Origin of the sequence: Actinacidiphila paucisporea (assembly GCF_900142575.1) — a bacterium.
GTDB classification, from domain to species: domain Bacteria; phylum Actinomycetota; class Actinomycetes; order Streptomycetales; family Streptomycetaceae; genus Actinacidiphila; species Actinacidiphila paucisporea.
This window is the reverse complement of the sequence record NZ_FRBI01000005.1, coordinates 173,770-193,247: the sequence shown is the minus strand read 5'-3', so window position 1 is coordinate 193,247 and position 19,478 is coordinate 173,770. Positions and strand designations below refer to the sequence as shown.

The 19,478-nt window shown below is 67.7% G+C and carries 15 protein-coding genes and 2 pseudogenes; 7 read left to right on the top strand and 10 right to left on the bottom strand.

Annotated features, from left to right (window positions below):
• Positions 1-30: 30 nt before the first annotated feature.
• Positions 31-1,056 carry a tyrosine-type recombinase/integrase gene (locus BUE44_RS10580; RefSeq protein WP_407640015.1) on the bottom strand — a complete coding sequence of 342 codons (1,026 nt, stop codon included), beginning with the start codon at positions 1,054-1,056 and terminating at the stop codon, positions 31-33.
• Here BUE44_RS10580 and BUE44_RS10575 point away from each other — a divergent pair.
• The 3 genes and pseudogenes from BUE44_RS10575 to BUE44_RS10565 all read left to right on the top strand — a co-directional run.
• A pseudogene (locus BUE44_RS10575) lies at positions 1,036-1,877 on the top strand (hypothetical protein); the annotation flags it as partial. The gene BUE44_RS10580 and the pseudogene BUE44_RS10575 overlap by 21 nt on opposite strands.
• A gap of 463 nt (positions 1,878-2,340) precedes the next feature.
• On the top strand, positions 2,341-3,885 hold the full coding sequence (locus BUE44_RS10570) for an ATP-binding protein (RefSeq protein WP_073496512.1): 1,545 nt from the start codon (positions 2,341-2,343) through the stop codon (positions 3,883-3,885).
• 67 nt (positions 3,886-3,952) lie between these two features.
• On the top strand, positions 3,953-6,934 hold the full coding sequence (locus BUE44_RS10565; protein ID WP_073496510.1) for a Z1 domain-containing protein: 2,982 nt from the start codon (positions 3,953-3,955) through the stop codon (positions 6,932-6,934).
• A 100-nt stretch (positions 6,935-7,034) separates the two neighbouring features.
• Here the strand turns inward: BUE44_RS10565 and BUE44_RS39510 are convergent, their stop codons facing one another.
• The gene (locus BUE44_RS39510) at positions 7,035-7,250 is read right to left on the bottom strand and encodes an 8-oxoguanine DNA glycosylase OGG fold protein (RefSeq protein ID WP_322939925.1); all 216 of its coding nucleotides are present in this window, start codon (positions 7,248-7,250) and stop codon (positions 7,035-7,037) included.
• Positions 7,251-7,317: 67 nt separating this feature from the next.
• A pseudogene (locus BUE44_RS39750) lies at positions 7,318-7,695 on the bottom strand (8-oxoguanine DNA glycosylase OGG fold protein); the annotation flags it as partial.
• 516 nt (positions 7,696-8,211) lie between these two features.
• Between BUE44_RS39750 and BUE44_RS10555 the strand changes: the two are divergent.
• A complete protein-coding gene (locus BUE44_RS10555; RefSeq protein WP_073496506.1) occupies positions 8,212-9,486 on the top strand; it encodes a DNA cytosine methyltransferase in 1,275 nt (424 codons plus the stop codon).
• A gap of 33 nt (positions 9,487-9,519) precedes the next feature.
• Here BUE44_RS10555 and BUE44_RS10550 read toward each other — a convergent pair whose 3' ends face one another.
• The 5 genes from BUE44_RS10550 to BUE44_RS10530 all read right to left on the bottom strand — a co-directional run bounded on the left by BUE44_RS10550 (position 9,520) and on the right by BUE44_RS10530 (position 15,227).
• The gene (locus BUE44_RS10550; RefSeq protein ID WP_073496504.1) at positions 9,520-10,011 is read right to left on the bottom strand and encodes a very short patch repair endonuclease; all 492 of its coding nucleotides are present in this window, start codon (positions 10,009-10,011) and stop codon (positions 9,520-9,522) included.
• Complete coding sequence (locus BUE44_RS10545) at positions 10,008-10,961, bottom strand: NaeI family type II restriction endonuclease (protein WP_073496502.1); 954 nt, start codon at positions 10,959-10,961, stop codon at positions 10,008-10,010. The genes BUE44_RS10550 and BUE44_RS10545 overlap by 4 nt, the downstream gene beginning before the upstream one ends.
• A 287-nt stretch (positions 10,962-11,248) precedes the next feature.
• Complete coding sequence (locus tag BUE44_RS10540) at positions 11,249-13,084, bottom strand: DEAD/DEAH box helicase (RefSeq protein ID WP_073496500.1); 1,836 nt, start codon at positions 13,082-13,084, stop codon at positions 11,249-11,251.
• The gene (locus BUE44_RS10535; protein ID WP_073496498.1) at positions 13,085-14,503 is read right to left on the bottom strand and encodes a ParB N-terminal domain-containing protein; all 1,419 of its coding nucleotides are present in this window, start codon (positions 14,501-14,503) and stop codon (positions 13,085-13,087) included.
• Between the two features lie 40 nt (positions 14,504-14,543).
• Positions 14,544-15,227, bottom strand: a complete 684-nt coding sequence (locus BUE44_RS10530; RefSeq protein ID WP_200804388.1) for a hypothetical protein — start codon at positions 15,225-15,227, stop codon at positions 14,544-14,546.
• A gap of 313 nt (positions 15,228-15,540) precedes the next feature.
• Between BUE44_RS10530 and BUE44_RS10525 the strand changes: the two genes are divergently transcribed.
• Both BUE44_RS10525 and BUE44_RS10520 read left to right on the top strand, forming a co-directional pair.
• Entirely contained in the window at positions 15,541-16,218 is a 678-nt protein-coding gene (locus BUE44_RS10525; protein ID WP_073496496.1) for a helix-turn-helix domain-containing protein, read from the top strand.
• A 321-nt stretch (positions 16,219-16,539) separates the two neighbouring features.
• On the top strand, positions 16,540-16,824 hold the full coding sequence (locus tag BUE44_RS10520) for a hypothetical protein (protein WP_143172494.1): 285 nt from the start codon (positions 16,540-16,542) through the stop codon (positions 16,822-16,824).
• A gap of 725 nt (positions 16,825-17,549) precedes the next feature.
• Here BUE44_RS10520 and BUE44_RS10515 read toward each other — a convergent pair.
• Positions 17,550-18,083 carry a GNAT family N-acetyltransferase gene (locus BUE44_RS10515; RefSeq protein WP_073496492.1) on the bottom strand — a complete coding sequence of 178 codons (534 nt, stop codon included), beginning with the start codon at positions 18,081-18,083 and terminating at the stop codon, positions 17,550-17,552.
• 162 nt (positions 18,084-18,245) lie between these two features.
• Entirely contained in the window at positions 18,246-18,890 is a 645-nt protein-coding gene (locus tag BUE44_RS10510; protein ID WP_073496490.1) for an FMN-dependent NADH-azoreductase, read from the bottom strand.
• 84 nt (positions 18,891-18,974) lie between these two features.
• Here BUE44_RS10510 and BUE44_RS10505 point away from each other — a divergent pair, with 84 nt between their 5' ends.
• Positions 18,975-19,457, top strand: coding sequence for a MarR family winged helix-turn-helix transcriptional regulator (locus tag BUE44_RS10505; protein ID WP_073496488.1), 483 nt, complete (start codon positions 18,975-18,977; stop codon positions 19,455-19,457).
• The last annotated feature ends 21 nt before the right edge of the window (positions 19,458-19,478 follow it).

The following is a 19,478-nucleotide window of genomic DNA, read 5'->3' as shown; positions in this document are numbered from 1 at the left end:
GCCGCTGAGCCGGCAGCTACACCGCAGACGTCAGGCGGCGGTTTGCTGCTCCAGCGCGGCCAGGTCGGCTGCAGCCTGCTCGGCCTTCCGCGCAGCCTTCTCGGCTTTGGCCCTGGCCTTGGTGAGGACGCGGGCGCGGCGCTTGTGCATCTTCTTGGAGACCTCGTCGAGGCGGTCGGGGAAGAGGTGGCCGTAGACGTCGAGGGTCATGGTGGCGGACTTGTGGCCGAGCATGGTCTGGACGACGTTGACGTCGGCGCCGCTGGCGATGGCGAGTGAGGCGGCGGTGTGGCGGAGCTTGTGGGGCGTGACGCCCAGATCGCCGAGTCCGGCTGCCGTGACGGCTGGGTCGAACACCCGGCGGACGAAGTTGCTGGCCCCCAGGGCGCCGCCCTGGGGGCCGGTGAAGAGGAGTTCGCCGGGGTCGCGGCCTTCGAGGTGGGGCCTGAGCTCGTCCGCGAGAAAGGCGCTGAGGGGTACGGACCGGCGCTCGTGGTTCTTGGGCGTGTCCAGGTAGAGCTTGCCGCGGTCGAGGCTGAAGGCCTCCACGATGTGCGCTCGGCGGGCGGTGAGGTCGATCCGGCCGACCTTCAGGGCGGACGCTTCGCCCCAGCGGAGGCCGGTGTAGGCGAGGAGCAGGATGAAGGCGCGGTAATCGGCGGCCGCGTCGGCCAGGGCTTCGACCTGGACCTCGTTCAGGTAGACGTGGTCGGCGGGATTGATGGCGGGCAGCGGCACGCCGGCGGCCGGGTTGAAGGCGAGGCGGCGGGACTTGACGGCGAAGCCGAGGATACGGCTGAGGACGACGTAGGTCTTGCGGATCGAGCGTGCGGCTTGGGGCCGTCCGTTGGTCGTTTTGCCTGCGGCCAGTTCGGTCAGCCACGCAGCGATGTCGTCGTACTGGATCCTGTCCACAGGCGTGGATCCCCGCCTGGGGATAAAGTGCGTGTCCAGCGCGATCCGGTAGCGCGCCCGGCTGGAGCGCTTGAGGTGCAGCTGGCTCTCGAACCAGGACTCAGCGACGACGGCGAACGGGACACGTCCGGCGGCGGCCACGCACGGCCCATGGCGGCGCCTTCCTGGTGACACCGTCGCCCCGTACTTACGCGCAGACGCCAGCGAAGCCCACCGCTCGGCGACGCTCTCCGCCGCCTCCGACTTGGTCTCCCTGACCAGGTGGATGGCTATGTACGAGCGCGAGCACGGCCTGGGACAGCGCTACTACGTCAAGGCGCTGAAGCTGGCCGGCGCCGCCGAGGACCACCTCACGTACTGCCGGACGCTGCGCGCGCGGGATGAGCCTCCAGGCTGGCAACCTCGGCTACGGCACCAAGGCCCTCCAACTCGCCGCCGCCGGAGCCTCACCCCGGGCAGGCCCCCGACTCCACGCCTTCCTCGCCGGCCAGCAGGCGGCCTCCGCCGCCCAGACCGGCGACCGGGCCCAGGCGTTCGCCCGGCTGGCAGAGACCGAAGCCGCGCTGTCGAAGGCCGACTCCCGCAAGGACGCCGTCGGCGGCTACGACACCTCCGCTTTCCTCTTCCACACCAGCGCCGTCCTCCACCACCTCGGCGACCTCCCCGGCTCCGTCAAGGCCATGCAGGACTGCCTCCGCACCCAGCCCCCGCAGGAACGCCAGGGCCGAGTCCACGCCAACGGCCTCCTGGCCCAACGCCAACTCGCACTCGGCCACCTCGACGCCGCCTGCGCCACCTGGGCGCTCTTCCTGGACGACTACGAGCAAGTCTCATCCTCGCGCGGAGACGAGCACTTCGACACGATGCGCACCCGCATCCGCACCCACCGAAAATCCCCCGCGGTCCGCACCCTTGAGCAGCGTGCGCGGGAGGTTGTGACCCGCAAAGGCGCAGCCGCGTAGGTCAGCGCCCATGTGGGAGCCGACGCCGTGCTGACTCCCGCAGGGGGCGGGCGGAGTGCCAGTCCGCTATCGCGCCCTGGTGCTGAGCCGCGGGTAACTCCGGCCCCTGCGGTAAGGAGGTGCGGTCGTTGGCAGGAGGGCGCCACGGGCGCGGTGCGGGCTCTCCGGTGCCGGGACTCCGTCTGCTCATACCTTCAGGACAGTCGGCCTGCCCTGAAGGTCACGAAGCGGCAAAATTGGCCGATGTGTGACAGATGTGCGCCCTAGCATGGCTTTGCTTGGGCAACGGGGCTGGCGCTGAACGGGCTTGGCCTGTCGGTCTGCTGAGGCGCGAGATCGCAATACCCGGTCGCGAAGCGGGCAACCGAACCAGGTTGTCTGAGACGTGTACTGCCGTCCGTATCGAATCGACGGGTCACTGCCCCGTGCTGCCCCGTTCTGTGCGCCAAGGATCCGCCAACGCATGCCAGCCTCCTCTTCCCTTCCTGACAGCTGGTACTACGACGTACCCACGACCGGCAGTAATCGGCTGCCCCCGGACGCTGGCTACGCAAAGGCACTTACCAATCAGGGATATGGGTTTGAAGTAGCGGTCGCCGACCTCGTCGACAACTCGTTGGACGCCGATGCCGAAGCGGTTGTCGTGCATTTCCTGCGAAATGCGCAACGCATCGTCTCCCTACTGGTACTGGACAACGGGCGGGGCATGGATGCCGTCGGCCTGGACAGCGCCATGACTGTCGGAAGACGTCGGGACTACGGTGACCGGTCCTTGGGCATGTACGGCACCGGGCTCAAGGCCGCGTCACTGTCGCACGCCAGCTCCCTCACGGTGATAAGCCGAACCAAGGGCAGCCGCCCCGAAGGCCGCAAGCTCACGGCGGAGGGAATCCAGGACGGGTTCCGCTGCGACACTGTGGACCTTGGCTTCGCACAGCAGCAGATCGACGCGTACGACGGGCTGATCCAATGGCACGGCACCATCGTGCGCTGGGACCAAGTACGGGCCTTCGACACAGTCTCCACTGGGCAGAGTGAGCAGTTCCTCTCTGAGGCCATCTCCCGCCTTGAGACCCACCTGGGGCTTTACCTGCACCGGTTCCTGAGCCGTGGGCTCAAGTTGGACATCGCGGTGTGGGACGTGGAGACGGGCGATGAGACGGACCACATCAGCGTGGACGCGCTTGACCCCTTCGCCTACAAAGTGCCTGGGAAGGCCGGGTACCCGAGACGGTTCACAGCCGAAGTCGAGGGTGTCGGCGATATGGAACTGGCCGCGCACATCTGGCCAGCGAAGTCCAAGCAGGCGTCGTTTCGGCAGATCGGCCCTCTGAGCGAGCGCCAGGGGTTCTACTTCTACCGCAATGACCGCCTTGTGCAGGCAGGTGGATGGAACAACCTGCGCAGCCCCGAGGGGCACCTGGCACTCGCCCGCATCGCTGTCGACCTCCCCAGCGCCGCCAACCAGGTCTTCAGCCTCGACGTGAAGAAGGAAAGGGTTCAGGTCACCCCGGCGTTTACTCGCGGAGTGGAGCAAGCCGTGGACCGATCGGGCGCGGTGTTCCGCTCGTATCTTGCCGATGCGGAAGCCGCGTACCGAGACGGCGCGTCGCGCTCTGTGGTGGAGCGCCCGTCCGTCATCGCGCCGGGCAGAGGTTTTGATCCGAAGGTCAAGCGGGCGGTGACAGAGGAACTGCCTCTGAAGATGGGCGAAGAGCCCATCCGTGTGGACTGGACGGTGCTTCCGGAGGGCCGCTTCTTCGACTTGGACCGGGAGAACAACACCATCCTCCTCAACAAGGCCTACCGGGAGGACTTCAACGAGGGCAAGCGCGGCGGGTCCAACGATGCGCCCGTCACCAAGGCACTCCTCTACCTGCTTGTCCAGGACTGCTTTGGACTCGGCCGCTGGGAGAGGAAGCGGGCCGATCGCATCGACTACTGGAACAGCATCCTCATCGGGGCGGTGGACGCGCAGCGCGAACGGCGCCTCCGCGCTGCCGACTGATGCGCGATCCCCAGCCGGGCAAGGCGCTCAGAGCGGCTCCCGGATTTCCCTGACAGAGAGACCCGCCATGAGCGACATGCTTCTGAAGATCCACACTTCCGCCCTGGACGGCTTAGGAGACAACCCCCGGCCCTTCGGAAAGTGGGCTGCCCTCGCCGCTGAGGACGACTACCCCGACGCCGATCTCAGTGAGGCCGAGTTCTGTGTGCAATTGGCGGAGGACAAGGAGCGGGGCGGAGCGCTGACGGCTCTCTGGGCACGGGTGCTGACCGCATGGGACTTCGCGGAGTCTCCCCCCTGGTCGCCGGACACCACCGCCCGCACGGCTCAGCGGCGGATCGCGGTCTACCATCGCCTCCGTATCGGCGATGCCATGCGCGAGGCGCTTGACGTGGCTGTTCCTGTCGCTGAGGTTCCGGGCGCCACCGTCATCGCCCGCGAACACACTCCTTGGTACACCCGGGAGCGGGCGAAGGCGCGATCGTTCTATTGGCAAGCGTACGAGCGCACGCTCCGGCGCAAGGGTTGGTCTGAGACTGCGATTGCATCACTGGACGAGGCCAGCCGCGCCGTCGTCGAGCGCCTTACCGACCCAGAGCAGGCAGCGCGGAGGCAGGCCAAGGGGCTTGTTGTCGGCTATGTGCAGTCGGGCAAAACCGCCAACTTCACCGGAGTCACAGCCAAGGCGCTCGATGCCGGCTACCGCCTCGTCATCGTCCTTGGCGGCACTCTCAACCTTTTGCGTGCCCAGACCCAGCGTCGACTCGATATGGAGCTCATCGGCCAAGAGAACATCCTGCGCGGCGCGGACCCTGACGACCTGGACTCGCTGGTAGGGATCGACTACGTGGGCGATGACGAGGATTGGCCGGACTTCGTCAGCCATGGAGTACGCCCGTCCACTCTGCAGGCTTTCGACATCGAACGCCTCACGACGCGGGAGAAGGACTACAAGAGCCTCGACCAGGGGATCCGTGCCCTGGAGTTCGAGAAGCGCGAGCCCACGCTACCCCTGTATGACCCGGCAAACCTGCACAGGGCCGCAGCCCGCGTGATGGTGGTGAAGAAGAACAAGCGGGTACTGGAGAGGCTGATCGGGGATCTCAAGCAGATCCATGGCATTCTTGGCGAACTCCCCGCGCTGGTCATCGATGACGAGTCCGACCAGGCGTCTGTGAACACCTCCGACCCGAAGAAGTGGGAGAAGGACGGGGCGCAGCGCAGTGCGATCAACGGCCTCATCTCGAAGCTGCTTACACTGCTGCCGAGAGCCCAGTATGTCGGCTACACGGCAACTCCGTTCGCGAACGTCTTCGTCGACCCGGGTGACGCCGAGGACATCTTCCCGAGCGACTTCCTCATCTCCCTTCCCCCTCCTGACGGCTACATGGGAGCGCGGGACTTTCATGATCTCGACAGTCCACTGGAGCCCGGACAGCGGACCTTCGCCAACTCGCAGCAGAAAACACACGTACGCGACGTTGGTGTTGGAAGCTATGACCGCCTCCAAGAGGCGATGGACGCCTTCGTCCTCAGCGGCGCATTGAAGCTCTACCGATCCGACCACGGGGTGCCGGACAAGCCTTTCCGCCACCACACTATGCTCGTCCACGAGTCGGTCAAGATGGACGACCACGCAGAACTCGCGCTCCGCATCAACTCCATGTGGCATCAGGCAGGCTATACATCCACCGCAGGCCACGACCGCCTTGCCGCTCTGTGGTCTACTGATTTCGCGCCGGTCTCCGCAGCACGCGCAGCGGACCTCCCCAACCCGGCTTCTTACGACGAGCTACGGCCCTACACGAGCCGCGCGCGGCAGCTGATCGGACAGGGCGGAAACCCTGTCGTCGTCGTCAACGGCGACACCGACAGGTACTTCGATCAGCTAGGGCTGGACTTCGACCGGACGCCGAACGTATGGAAAATACTGGTGGGCGGAACGAAGCTGTCCCGCGGGTTCACGGTCGAGGGCCTGACCGTCACCTACTACCGGAGGACGACCCGCCAGGGGGACACCCTGATGCAGATGGGTCGCTGGTTCGGATTCCGACCGGGCTACCGTGACCTCGTGCGGCTGTATATCGGCCGCGTTGAAGCGCTGACGAAGACCGTATCGGTCGACTTGTACGACGCATTTGAAGCAGTCTGCAGGGACGAGGAGCTTTTCCGCGAGCAACTCGCCGCGTACGCAGAGCTGGTCGACGGAAAGCCTCAGGTCACCCCCGACCAGGTGCCGCCCCTTGTCTACCAGCATCTGCCCTGGGTCAAGCCGACGTCACGGAACAAGATGTTCAATGCGGAACTGGTGGAAGTGCGCTCGCCGGGCAGGGCCATCGAACCTGCTGCCTACCCGCAGGACTCGGCTGCGCTCAGCCGCAACACCGAGCGGTGGAGTCCCCTGCTGGGCAAGCTCTCCCACCAGCCAGTGATGTTCACCCGCCGGGTCCAGGACGGCAGGGCATCCGCTGGAAGCTTCTCTGCGCTCACCGCCCGGATCAGCCACGCAGACCTGCTCGGTGTCCTCAGCAAGCTGGAGTGGGAGGCGGAAGGCATTTTCAGGCCGCACCTGGGCTACTTGGAACAGCTGGACGGCAGACTGGCGATCGTGGACGAGTGGCTTCTGATCTCTCCGCAGCTGTCCGGGTCCGACCGAATCGAAGCCTCGGTTCTGGGCTCCGTACCATTGTCGTTGGTCCGACGGACCCGACAGGCGGGGAAGCCCTCCTTCGGGCGTATCGCAGGTGTGCTGCACCGAGAGGTAGCCCAGGGCCTGATCGATACCGCCGATGGGTCTGACACCCAATCGGTCGCCGGCCCCGCTGTGGGTTCCCATACAGGTGTAGCTCTGATCTATCCGGTCGTCGAAGGAAAGGACAGCTCAGACGTGCGCGCCGCGATCACTGGTGGCGTGGCCGATCCGAGAGAGCTGGTGATGGCCTTCACCCTGATTCCTCCGAGATCCGCCATCGGCTCCTCTGGCCGCCTCGTCCGCTTCCAGGTGAAGGACTCCCGTCACCATGGTGAAGCGATCGTCGCGACGCCCTGAAGCATCTGCCTCTAGTTGCCATTGATGCCGCCAAGAGCGCACCTGCGAAAGCCGCGCCGCTGTTGCGAGGGGTGGCGCCGGGTGAGGGCCGGCCTGCCCCTCACGCGGTGGGATTCCACCGGCCCTCGAAGAAGGCGAGTTCGAGGAGATCCGGACAAGCCGGGGGCCAGCCGATTCCTGCCGAGGCGAGTTGCTCACTCGCGGCAGTCATCCATCGCAGGTAGACGCCATAGCGATGCGGGGTCCATCCGCCGTCGCTCCAGATCCAAGCCGCCACCTTGGCGGCGGACCTCGCCCATCTGCTCGCTAATGCCAGCGGCGTAGGCGCGAAGCACCCGCGCCACCCGCATGTCCAGAATCAGTGGGGCGGGAGGCGGTACGGTTCCGCCCGCCGGGCCGAGGAAGTAGAGAAGTTTGGTGAAGAACGCCGGGCCGAGGCCCTTTATTGCCCCTCGCAGGACGCCGTACGAGGCCACCGCACCATGGCTTCTGAGAGCTTCGGCCGCTTGGGCCAGGCAGTCGGCGAGACCAGGCTCAGCAAGGATCTCCGCCAACCGATGAGGTCCGTACCCGGTCAGACCCTGGCCCCAGACATACGAGGCCACCAGCGCTTCGTCCCACTCTTCGCGCGCCAGCGCATCATGTACCGCCGATACTGCCTGGCCTCGGCTCAGCAGGACCCTTTCTGTGCCGCTCCGGTCAGCCAGGCTTCCGGGCCAGGGAGCGACCGCGGCCCAGCGGGAGGGGACGTAGGCGACCGTGTGGCTCCCGGGGCCCTTTGCCTACTGGGCGCCGGCTCCTCTCAGCCACTGGCCGAGGGCCGCAACGGCGGAGTCTGGCAGCAGACGGGCTGCCATTTCGGCGTCGAGGACGTCCGCGAACTGTTGTCGGCCCATGTGGTCTCCCCGGAACGTCCTTGCGGAGCATCCTGGCAGCTGGCGTCAAGAAAGGCGCCGCAGCGCGGGGACCGTATGCGCTCCGAGGCCCCTACACGGAGACTTCATCGCAGGTGGGAGCCCTGGTGAACCGTCCCGCCGCTCCGCCGAAGAGGCCGCGTCCCTGGTTACGGCCCGACCTGCAATTACACTGGCGTCCCGGAGTTCGTGTTCGCGGTCAGCTGTACTTCGCCGACCCGCTGGACTTGGCCGGAGACAAGCTGGGATGTTCGTCCGAAGAGAACGGATCGCTAGTACGTTCGAACCAATTCGGACGCGGCAGAGGGAGCTCGGCGGGTCTTGGGCCCGCCAGCCCAGCGGTGTGCACGTGATGGAGGGCAAATGGCGGAGCTTCGTGTAGTCGAGATCTGTGCTGGGGCAGGAGGGCAGGCCCTAGGCCTAGAGCGTGCAGGTTTCGAGCACGAGCTGGCAGTGGAGCTGGACTCCAACGCTGTCAAGACGCTGAGGCACAATCGGAAAGACTGGAAGGTCGAGGAAGGCGACGTCGCCGACCCGAAGGTCTGGCGCCCCGAGGACCACAGGGGCAAGACCGACCTCCTGGCCGGCGGCGTCCCCTGCCCGCCCTTCACGATCGCCGGCAAGCAGCTAGGCGCCACCGACGAGCGCGACCTCTTCGCCTGGGCAGTCCGGCAGGTCCGGATCATCCAGCCGAAAGCCCTGATGCTGGAGAACGTGCGCGGCCTCAGCGCCAACCGTTTCGCCGCATACCGCCAACACGTGCTGGATGAGCTGCGCCGGTACGACTACGTGGCCTCATGGCGGCTGCTTCAAGCATCCGACTTTGGTGTCCCGCAGCTCCGCCCCCGTTTTGTCCTTGTCGCCCTGCAACGTGAATTCGCCCCGTACTTCACCTGGCCGGAACCGCTGGAAGGGCCTCCGCCGACCGTAGGGGAGACCCTCAAGGACCTCATGGCCTCAAATGGCTGGGAGGGTGCCGACGCGTGGGCAGAAGGGGCTGCCAGCATCGCACCCACCATTGTCGGAGGCTCGAAGAAGCACGGCGGCGCCGACCTGGGCCCCTCCAGGGCAAAGGCTGCCTGGGAGAAGCTGGGCGTGGACGGCTGGGGCGTGGAGAACGCACCACCCGAGCCAGGATGGACCCCTCCTCCTGGCAAGCCCGGTCCGAAGCTGACCTGCGAGATGGTAGCCCGCATCCAGGGGTGGAACGAGGGCGACTGGCACTTCACCGGTGGTAAGACCACCCAGTACCGCCAGATCGGCAACGCCTTCCCGCCGCCTGTCGCAGAAGCGGTCGGCCGCTCCATCCACCGGGCACTCAGCAAGGAGGGCGAGAAGGTCGATCTGGTCGAGACCACTGAGGTGATCCACGACCCGGTCTACAAGCTGCTGCACGGAGCCCCCCGCCCGGTCGGCATGGACCAGATCATCACCAAACTCCAGAAGGCCGGAGTGGAGCTGACCGAACCCGAGGTGGAACAGCATCTGGCACACCTTGAGCGGGACTTCGTGATCGAGCGGGCGAAGCGGTCGAGCGGGGCGTACGCCTACACCCTCGGCGAATTCAGGGCCTTCGTTGGGCAGGAAGGCCACGAACGGCACGAGCGGTTCGCGGTCAACAAATCCAGGATCAGCTGACTGCCCCCGCGGTATGGCAGCCCGGGCGACCGCCTACGCGTCGTCCCGGCGCTGCTGCGCTGCCCGCCGCCCTCTCACCGCTCCGACCACGGCCTCCGCGCACTCACCGGCAGGCTCGTGCTCCCAGAAGCGCAGGACCAGCCATCCGGCCTCTTCCAATCGTGCATCGGTCTCGCGATCGCGGCGCATGTTGCCGCCGATCTTCTCGCGCCAGTAGTCGGGGTTGGTCTTCGGCGGCACGAAGTGCTGCTTACACCCGTGCCAGAAGCAGCCGTCGACGAAGACCGCTATCCGTACCGGCCGGAACACCATGTCGGCGGTCCTCCGCATGCCGGGCAGCGGCTTGGCCGCGACGCGGTAACGCAGCCCGGCCGCGTGGACGAGGGAGCGCAGGGCCAGCTCTGGGGCGGTGTCGCGAGCGCGGTTTCCCAGCATGCTGCGCCGGTTAGCGGCTGAAGAGGCCCACGAGCCCTTCGGCGCTGTCCATGCAGCGCCTGCGTCGGCGTCGTGTGCTTTCGCGCTCATATCTCGGGCAGTTTCGGAACGGTCTCTTCGGGGTCCGACGGCAGTGCTCGTACCCACTGCTCCCCGTTCAATTCAATGTAGGGCGCGTCGCTGTGGGGCGCCTGCCGACGGGCGAGCCGCACGCTCACCGAGTCTCCTGCCTGCGGGACGGGCAGACCCAGCAGGCGCGCGATGTCGCCGTGGCTCGTGTAGTGGCCGAGGATGACGATGCCTCTGGGCTGCAGGCGCGAGCGGGAGCCGCCGTTATAGCGGACCCGTTTCATGTAGTCCTCCTGCATGGCGACGGTGGCGACCACGGTCCGGCTGATGCGCTTTCCCTGGGCACGCAGGAAGAGCTCATCGACGCGGCGCTGCCCGGACTTGTGGGCGAAGACCGCCTCCGCGTCGTCCGGCGAGAGCCGGAGCAGCATGTTCTCCTTGAGCGGCGCCTCATGGAAGAGCCAGCGGATGGCTGTCCGGCCCGCCTTGTTCAGGGTGGTCTTGGCATCGCGGTTCCCGCCGGTGTTGAGGCTGCCGGGAACTGCGCGCACCAGGCCGGCGGACCATTGGGCTTTGGTGTCGCTGGCCCAGACAACGAGCAGTACGTGTCCGAGGGCTTCCGGTGGGATCATCCAGCCGCCCGGAGTCTGCGAGAACTTGCAGTCCACGTCTACGCCGACGATCCGGTAGTCCATCTCCTCCCCGTCGCCGAAGCCGAACTCGCGCTGGAGGTTGATCTCGACGAGGGTCCCCATATGGGCCTTCTCCGTCTTGTAAAGCTGCTCCCAGCGGAAGCGGCCGGTGTGCTGCCCGTCGAGAAGCATGTCAATGCTCCTGCGAATCGCGCCTGCGGTGCGCTCCCCGTCCAGGTCCTGCCGCAGGATCGCTTCCGCTACGGCCTCCAGCTCCTCGTCCTGCACCGGCTCCTGTCCCCAGAGGGGGACCTGTATCGCCTCAGTACCGTCGTCCACAGGACGGGACCCTATCTGTCCCCACCCTGTGGAGGGGCGCGGAAGTATCCCATCCCGGCGGGCAGGACTCGGCGGCATGATCTGCGGGCCCGCCGAAACAATCGTTGACGCCGAAGGCCGGGTCGCACTGCCCTTGGACCTGCTGGCCGAAGCGGGCCTCGATCCGGACTCCAAGCTGCTCGCGTTCGGTGACGGCGACGGCCGTATCGTTCTCGAGCGCGAGGCGGACGCACTGGACCGGGCTGCTGAACGACGGCTCGCTCTGATCCGCGGGCCACGGGGCGGGATCAGCTGTGCTCGGCTTCTGCTCCCCGGGCATGGCGGAGCAGAGCCTGGAGGTCCGCCGCGTCCATGCCTGCGGCGAAGGCCGGCTCCTCCTCCAGGTCGCTGAGCATCTGTACGGAGGGGTCGTCGAGGATGCGGCCCATGAAGTCGAGTTTCTCGCCCAGGCGCATGGCGACCACCTCATCGGCGGTCCCTTCCGACGCCAGGACGGTGATACGCGTCACGGTGTCGGGAGGCAGACCGAGGCGGTGGATGCGGTCGAGGCTCTGGAGGAAGCGCCCGGCCTGGAAGTCGCGGTCGATGAACACCGCGTCGTGGCAGACCTGGTGCAGGCTGATGCCCTCGCCGAGCGTGGCCGGGTTGGAGACGAGGACCGCACAGTCCGCATCCTCACGGAAACGGCGCAACTGCTCGTCCCTGTCCGGAGTCCCCCCGTGTACGACGGCTGGGCGGTAGTCCGCGAAGAGGCGCTCCAGGGTCGTGATGCTCCGCACGAAACTCGCCCACACCAGGGTCTTGCGCCCCTCCGCGGCGTTGGCCGCAACGATTGCAAGTGCCTCCTGGTACTTGGGCGGCACCTCGTAGCTCGGCAGCTTCCGGAGGAGCGCCATGAGGGGGTCGCCATCGGGGACGGTGAGCGGCGGTACCCGGAGCGAGAGGGGCTCGTACTTGGTGGCGCCCGCAACAAGGAGGGCCGGACTGGTTGCGGCCATCAGCAGGCGGAGCACTGCTTTGCCCAAGGCTTGGAAGTCCGAGCGGCTGGACTCGGCGCGCGCGGTGAAGCGGCCGACCATCGCGTCGTAGATCTCGCGGTGCAGCGGGGGCATGGGCAGCATCCGCAGCCGCAGGTCGACGGGCGGGAGGCCGAGCTCCTGCTTGGTGGTGCGGGTGTAGAGCGGACGCAGGACGCGGCTGGCCTCGGCGAGGTCGCCGCCGTCGACCGCCTGGGTCACCACCCGGCGGCCATGGCCGGGCCAGACGAACGACAGCAGGTTCTCCAGGTCCTTCGCCCCGTTCGGCGCCGGGGTACCCGTGAGGATGAGCCGACGGGTGCTCAGCGGCCCCAGCGCTAGGCAGACGGCCCCGTACACGCCGGCGCCACCGAGCTTCATGCGATGGGCCTCGTCCAGGACCAGCATCGTGGGCACAGAGGTGAGCCAGTCCGCCAGGCCGAACTGGGAACGGCCGAGCCGCTCGTAGTTCACCAGGAGGACGTCGGCGGACTCGGGCATCCGGCTGCCGACCACCTGGACGTCCAGCGGCCGCTCGAAGCAGACACGGCTCTCGAACTGCCACGCCTCATAGGCGGACTTGGGGCTGACGACGAGCAGCCGGTCAACCTCGCCGCGCTCGCGGAGCGCGGCGAACACGGCCAGCGCTACCCGGGTCTTGCCGGCCCCCGGCACGCTGAAGTTCGCCCCGTGCCGCAGCGACAGCAGCCGGGCCGCGTCCCGCTGCTGGAAGGAGGTCAGACCGCCGCGCCATCCGTCGCCCAGCAGGCCGTCGAGGTCTTCCGGCGCGACGGCTTCCCCGTCGGTCCCGCCGTTGAGGAACCGCTCCGCGGTCTCGGCGGTGTCGAGCATCTCCTCGACCAGAGCCTGGAAGGGGCCGTCGAAGACGACACCCTCCGGGTCGGGCCAGCCGGCGAGTGCTTCGAGGCCCGCGACGAACTCATCGACCGGGATTGCCGCGGTGAGCAGTTCGGTCATCCGGCCGCTGGGGAACCGGGACAGCAGCCGAGCGAGGTCCCCCTTGTATTCCGGAACCGTCCGCAGCAGTGCCCGGGTCCGACTGATGTCGAACCCGAGGGCGAGGCTGGGAGCAGTGGTATCCGGCACTCACAGCCCTTCTTTGAGCAGTCCGACCAGCCAGGAGGTTTCGTCCCCGGGCTCGGGGATGGTGCGCTTGACCTCGACGGCGAGCTTACCCAGGCTCTTCCTGAGTTTGGCCACGGCGTCGTCGAAGGCATCCTCGTCGAGGCTGCGCGAACTGCGGGACATGACCAGGTCGGTGACGCACTGGTCGATGTCCTGGCACGCGTCGGCCAGCCGGGCGGGAGCGGCCTGCTTGCGCTTGCGGACCCGGGCGTCCTTGCCGGCGAAGTCGAGGGACTCCTCGAAGGCGTCCTTGTACGTTGCGAGGGTGTTCTGCGCCCGGACCCCGTCGCGGCTGCTGAGCGATACATCCGCGGAACTGAGTGCACGGGCCTGGAGGAGCGCATCGGTCATCGCACGGGCCGAGGCCAGCCTGTCGGACGGTCCCTTCACCGACCGCGCCAGTCCGGGGATCTTCACCTCGCCCGCAGTCGGCGCTGCGGGCTGCAGGCCCTCGGGGAGTGCCTTTGCCAGGTAGCGGTCCTGGAAGTCGGACTCGATGAGCCGCACGTCGGTCTTGGAGAACCCCAGCGCGATAGCCGAGAGGCGGGACTCCAGCATCAGCTCCGCCTTGTCCGGGTTGCTGGCGGCCTCCTTGGCGTACTTGCGGTGGAGTTCGCGCAGCTTCTCCGTGTGGTCCTCGAACGCGATGAGTGGGAGCGCTTTCCCGCTGGCCTCGCTCCTCTTGATCATGGTCCGGATGATGCTGAGGACCCATTGGTCCCGCCGGCACGCCTCTACGGTGCTGCGGAAGGCCGTCGCAATAGTCGGCAGCGACGTCCCCTGCGCCGCCATCTCATCAATGGCGAGCAGCCGGTTGATGTACGAGTAGTCCCTGCGGTGGTCCTTGCGCAGCTGGAGCGAGAGCTCGACGGCGGCGATGTCGGACCAGTCGCACGACTCGGGCAGCACGGCGACACGCATTGCGCGGGTGGGCCCGAACTCCTGCAGCAGTGCGGCCCGCCGGGTGTTGCCGTTGACGAGGATGCCGTCGCGGGTGATCAGGCCGGGGTCGTTCTGCCCGTAGTCACGGAGACTCTCCGCCAGATGGACGAACTCGGGGTCCGGCCGGGAGGGATCAGAAGGCAGGGCCTTGAGCAGGAGGTCGAGGTACTCCTGGCTCTCGTCGCTCCACGGCTCGGTGTCCAGCAGCCTGTCCCGGCCCACGTCGTGGCTGCGCTGGGCGCGGATGCGGTGTGTGGCCGGGTTGTAGTAGAGGTCCCCCACCTGCATCTCGATGACGTCGAAGTGGCCGGGCTTGCCGCGCCACTCGATCGTCAGGGTCTCGCGGGCACCGTCGGCATCAGCGAGTTCCTTGAGCCGCCGGGCCACCGTCGCGCGGTTCTCCTCGGCGCGGGCGGGGCGCCCGTAGTCTTGCGTCACTGCACTCTCCCCCTGCTGGATGTGTTGATCGCCGTGCAGCTCAAAGTCCGAGCGCCGCGCGTACTGCGGCGCGGGATTCCTCGGGCAGGGAGCGGTACTCGCCCCAGATCCGCTCGGCCGCGCTGAAGACCCGCTCGTCCGCCTCGGCCCAGCCGGCAAGAGCGCGGCGCTCTGCGACAGGCAGCGCGTTGACGGCGCTCAGCACCTTCGCCAGATCCACTACAAGTTCACGGGCGCCGAGGCGGCACCGCTGGCACTCGGTGACCAGCTCTTCCTTTGTGGTGCCATCCGGACGGAGCACGTCCCGGCGCGCGATGTCGAGCTGTGCCTGCTCGTAGGTCCCCTCGTAGACGGAACCCGGTGTGATGCCGCACGAGCGGCACATGTTGCCGTCACCGGAGATGACCTCGCGCCGCCTGCCGGCCCCGATGGCGATCGTGCCTCGCGGGCGGGTCGCCTTCCCGGGCTCCCAGACGGGAATCCCCGGCTTCACGAAGCGCTGCTCGACCGGATCGAGGCTTTTGTCCTCTCTGTTCGTACTGATCACCCACCCGAAATCCCGCAGGTCCCGCATGCGCCTGTCGACCTGCGAGACGCCGGGGAATGCCTGGCGCAGCTCTTCCTTCGTGAAGACCTCGCCTTCACCGACAACGGTCACCAGCCAGAGGGCAGCCCGCTTCATCGTTCCCAGGGAAGGGTCTTCCCACGAGGGGAGGTCAGACATTCGCACCACCGGATCTTAGGAAGTAGTTCAAGGGGTGGCGGCTGGAAGGGCCGTCGAGCTGAGAGTCTTCTGCCACCAGATTATTTATACCACGGTCACGGCGGGACATGATAAGCCCGTATGTTCTCGTTGGGGTACTTCATGGGGATATGCGTCCTCCCCGGTGGCGTGGTGCGCGAACGGGATTCTTTACAGCGCGGTAGGGAATTCCTCCCTGCGGCAGCTTTCCGAGAGCCCGCTGGCCGATGTAGTGTCGACCCGCGTCGCCTGCATGGCGGTCGCGCTCTCCCTCGCGCAAGGAGCCGGAGGTCCTGTGCCGCGTACGGTAAAAGTCGACATTGACGGAGAGGCTGAGCGGGAATTCGCCGCTGCCCTGAATGAGCTGTACTCCCTGTTCGCGCCGCTCACGATGGCATCGGTGGCGGGGCGGGTCGGCGTCTCCGAACCCGCGGTCTCCCACTGGCTCCACGGGCGGCGTGCTCCGCAGGAGCGGTCCCTCGCCCGCTTGTACTCCGAGGCGGTGAAGGTGGCACTGGCCGCGGGGCGCACTGTCCCTTACCGGCTTGACCAGTTGATCGACATGCGCCACGAAGTCTCCTGCCGCCACTCGGCCTGCAGGGATCGACGTGCCGCCATGTCGGCGTCGACGGAGGGGGACCGGCGCAACAGGGGGCGTCCACTGGCCGCTAGTGAGGGGGACCGGCGCAACGCGCAGGCTCCGTCTCTCCCGGCGGTCGGCAAGCGCTCGCCGACGAGGGAAGCCCTCGCACTCCTCGGGGCTGGCAACCGGAATGAAGCATTCCGGATTTTACGCCGCATGAGTATGTCTGCGTCGGTGGCGCAGCTTCAGTCCGCTGTTGAAATGCTACTGGAGTACGGCGACGAAGATGCCGCGCGTATCCTGCTCGGGGAAATGGTCGTTCATCGGAGTGGCGGGATGGTAGACATGGTGATTTTCGCATCCCGTTCACGGATGGGGGTGCAATCTTGACGCCGCCTGCTTCGGGCGAGCGTTATTCCGGCAACCGGTGGGCGTGTAGGATCTCCTGCAATCCGTCGAATCTTATTCGCCGGTGGTGCAAGATGTGAAGGCCTAGGACGCATTCGACGGGCAGTTTCGACGTCAGTACGTCCGATCATGCGAGAAAGCAGGTCAGGTACTGGTTCACGTCCGCGAGCCGCAGCCCTTCTGGGTCGTCGGCTCTATCCAGCTACGCCCACAGAAGGGCCCGGTGGTCCGGTTTCTGAGGCCGAGGACCAGCCGGGCCCCCGAAGAACCCCGTCAGGCCGTTGCATCCCTATGGAGCCCCTCGTGAGTAAGCGTAATCGCCCCCGTCCGCACATGTCGCGCAAGAGTGCGGCCCAGGCCCGCCGCGCCCGGCGGGCCAACCGCCCCTCCGGGCGCGGCTCCCGCAAGCCGCCGCCGCGCTGTGAGCGCTGTGCCCTGTCCGAGTCCCGCAACTCCCGGATCGGCAAGGTCTTCGGTCTGTTGTCCTGGACGGGGCGGGGCTTCGCCGATGCCGCGGGAAACCGCCTGTGGCGGTGGGTGGTCGACCTGGCCGTCTTCGTCGTGAGGCTGGTGATGCGCATCTTCTAGTGCGACTGGCTGAACCCCCGCGCTCTTGCGGTGTCAGCCAGCAGTGCATGAGGAGTCATACGTAGTGGCACCCGGCCGTCGGCCCATTCCGCATCTGCGGTCCGGGCCGGCGGCCTCGTCTTGGCAGGCGCCCGTCCGAGTGTGAATTTGATCGGCAGCCGAGCAGGCTGATGCCGGCGGGCGGTTCTCCCCTGGGCACCCAGCCCTCGGCCAGGCAGCACGCATTCAGCACACACGCCCCGCGAAGGTGCCCACCACCAGTGGCAACCAGCGGCAAAAGTTTCCCCAGGTCAGCGACCTTCTGTCCGCATCTGCCCAGCTCACGAGCCCGCCCCGGGGGAATTTGCAAGGCAGATGTCAGGAGTTCGAATCTCCTAGGCTCCACACTTGGTTCGTGCAGGTCAGCGGCCCCCTCGCCCGGGTAGGGCGAGGGGGCCGCTGGCGTTCACGGCGCATTCTGCACACGTCAGGCGAGCGAGTTCAGCGCCCAGCATGCACGCGCTGGGCGAGACCAGCCGGATCAGTCAGCCGTCGCCCGGAAGCGGAGACCCTCCGCTGATGGTGGCCGAGGTGGCCCGCTTCAAGCCCTGACGGACTCCTGGAGGGCCGGTTCCCCACGCGGGGGTCGGCCCTCCGGCACGTCGGCGGAGCAGCGTCACGAGCGCGGGTCGTCTTCCAGCCGCGCCACGTCGGAGCGACGGCGGTGGGTAAGCGACGCGGTCGCTTCAGGCGTGGAACTCGGTCAGATCGATGCTGTGGACACGCAGCGGATGTCCGTACGCCGGATGCGTCGTCTCGCGTTCCGGCGCCATGCCGAGCTTCCGCATCACGTTTTCCGAGGCGTCATTGCCCACCGCGCTGATACTGATGACGCGGTCGAGACCACGATCCTGGACCGCGAACTCCAGCGCGGCATGGGCGGCTTCGGACGCGTAGCCCTGTCCCCAGTACTGCCGGCCGAGCCGCCAGCCGATCTCCACTGCAGGCAGCACCTCCGGCAGGAACCGGGGGACGGACAGGCCCGCGAAACCAGCCAGCTCGCCCGAGGCCATCAGCTCGACGGCGAAGAGGCCGAAGCCCTCCTCGTCCCACTCCTCCTCCCACCGCTCGATGTCCTCCGCCGTCCGCTCCAGGTCACGGACGGAGCCGTCTCCGATCCAGCGCATGACCTCCGGGTCCGCGTTGATCTCTGCCATGGGAACAAGGTCGTCCTCGTGCCAGCGGCGGAGGATGAGGCGAGGGGTCTGGATCTCGGTCATGGCACCCATCCTGCCGAGGACGAGGACCGCAGCGGTAATCGATGGGTGCCCGTCATTGCGCCGGGGCCGGGCGCTGCTCGGGTACGCGCCCGGTGGTATTTCGGTGGCGGACGGGTCCCGTGGGCCGCTGGGGTCGGAGACCTCCCGCCCGTGGGGTGAAGGTCAGGCCGGTGTGGGGACGGGCCACAGGGCGTCGATGGACTCCTCGGCGGCCGCGAGGCTCTGGTCGGCCAGGGGGATCAGGTCGGACATGGCCGGGTTGACCTTGGCCAGGGTCAGTTCCGCGGTGATGAAGCGGGGGGTCAGGCCGGTCAGCGAGATGCCGTGGGGAAGCCACTGCTCGGCGTGGTCCCAGCCCTCGCGGGGGGTGCCGGGGGCGTAGCCGCCGCCGCGGGCGGCGAGGACGACGAGGTCGCGGCCGCCGAGCAGGCCCTCGTAGGTCTCCGGGTCGACCGACAGGCCGACGGCGACCAGGTGGTCGACCCAGGACTTCACGCTGCTGGGGGCGCCGTAGTTGTAGACGGGCAGGCCGAGCAGCACGCTGTCGGCGGCCTTCACCTCGGCCACGACCTGCTCGCTGAGCGCCCAGGAGGCGGCCTGCTCGGGGGTGCGGTCGGCGGCCGGTACGACGCCGGAGTGGACGGTGCTCGGGACGATGTGCGGCAGCGGGTCCGTGCCCAGGTCGCGGTAGGTGACGGTGCCGTCGGGGTGGGCGGCGCGCCAGGCGGCGGCGGCGCGGGCGGTGAGCCGGCGACTGACCGAGGTGGCGCCTTGGACGCTGGAGTCTATGTGCAGAAGGTGAGGCATCTCGTTGACCCTTCGTAACTGGTTTGTGTAACGCCAACGATTTATACCACGTCACGATTCCCGCCGGCCGGATAGACTTCTGGGATGGCCTCCCTGCCCGTGCTGAACCAGCCGCCGCGGCGGTCGGGCGCGCTGCTCGACAACCTCGCCCGGCGGATGCGCCTGCACGCCGAGTCGGTGCTGGAGCCGCTGGGGCTGCGCCCGCGGCATCTGGTCGCGCTGACCGTGCTGCGGGACCGCGACGGCAGTACGCAGCAGGCGCTCGCGTCGACGCTGATGATGGACCGGGCCACGGTGGTGGGGCTGCTCAACGATCTGGAGGCCGACGCCCTGATCGAGCGCCGGCGTTCGCCCGAGGACCGCAGACGGCACATCGTGCAGCTGACCGACCGGGGTGCCAGGCGGCTCGCGAAGGCGGAGTTCGCGCTGGCGGCGGTGGAGGACGAGGTGCTGTCGGCGCTGGACACCGGGCAGCGGGCCACCCTCTATGAGCTGCTGCTGCTCGCGGCGTCCGGGACGGCGCAGGAGTGCGGTCCCGCGGCGATCGCGTCCGACTCCCCGTGCTGACCGCGGTGGGGACGCCGATGC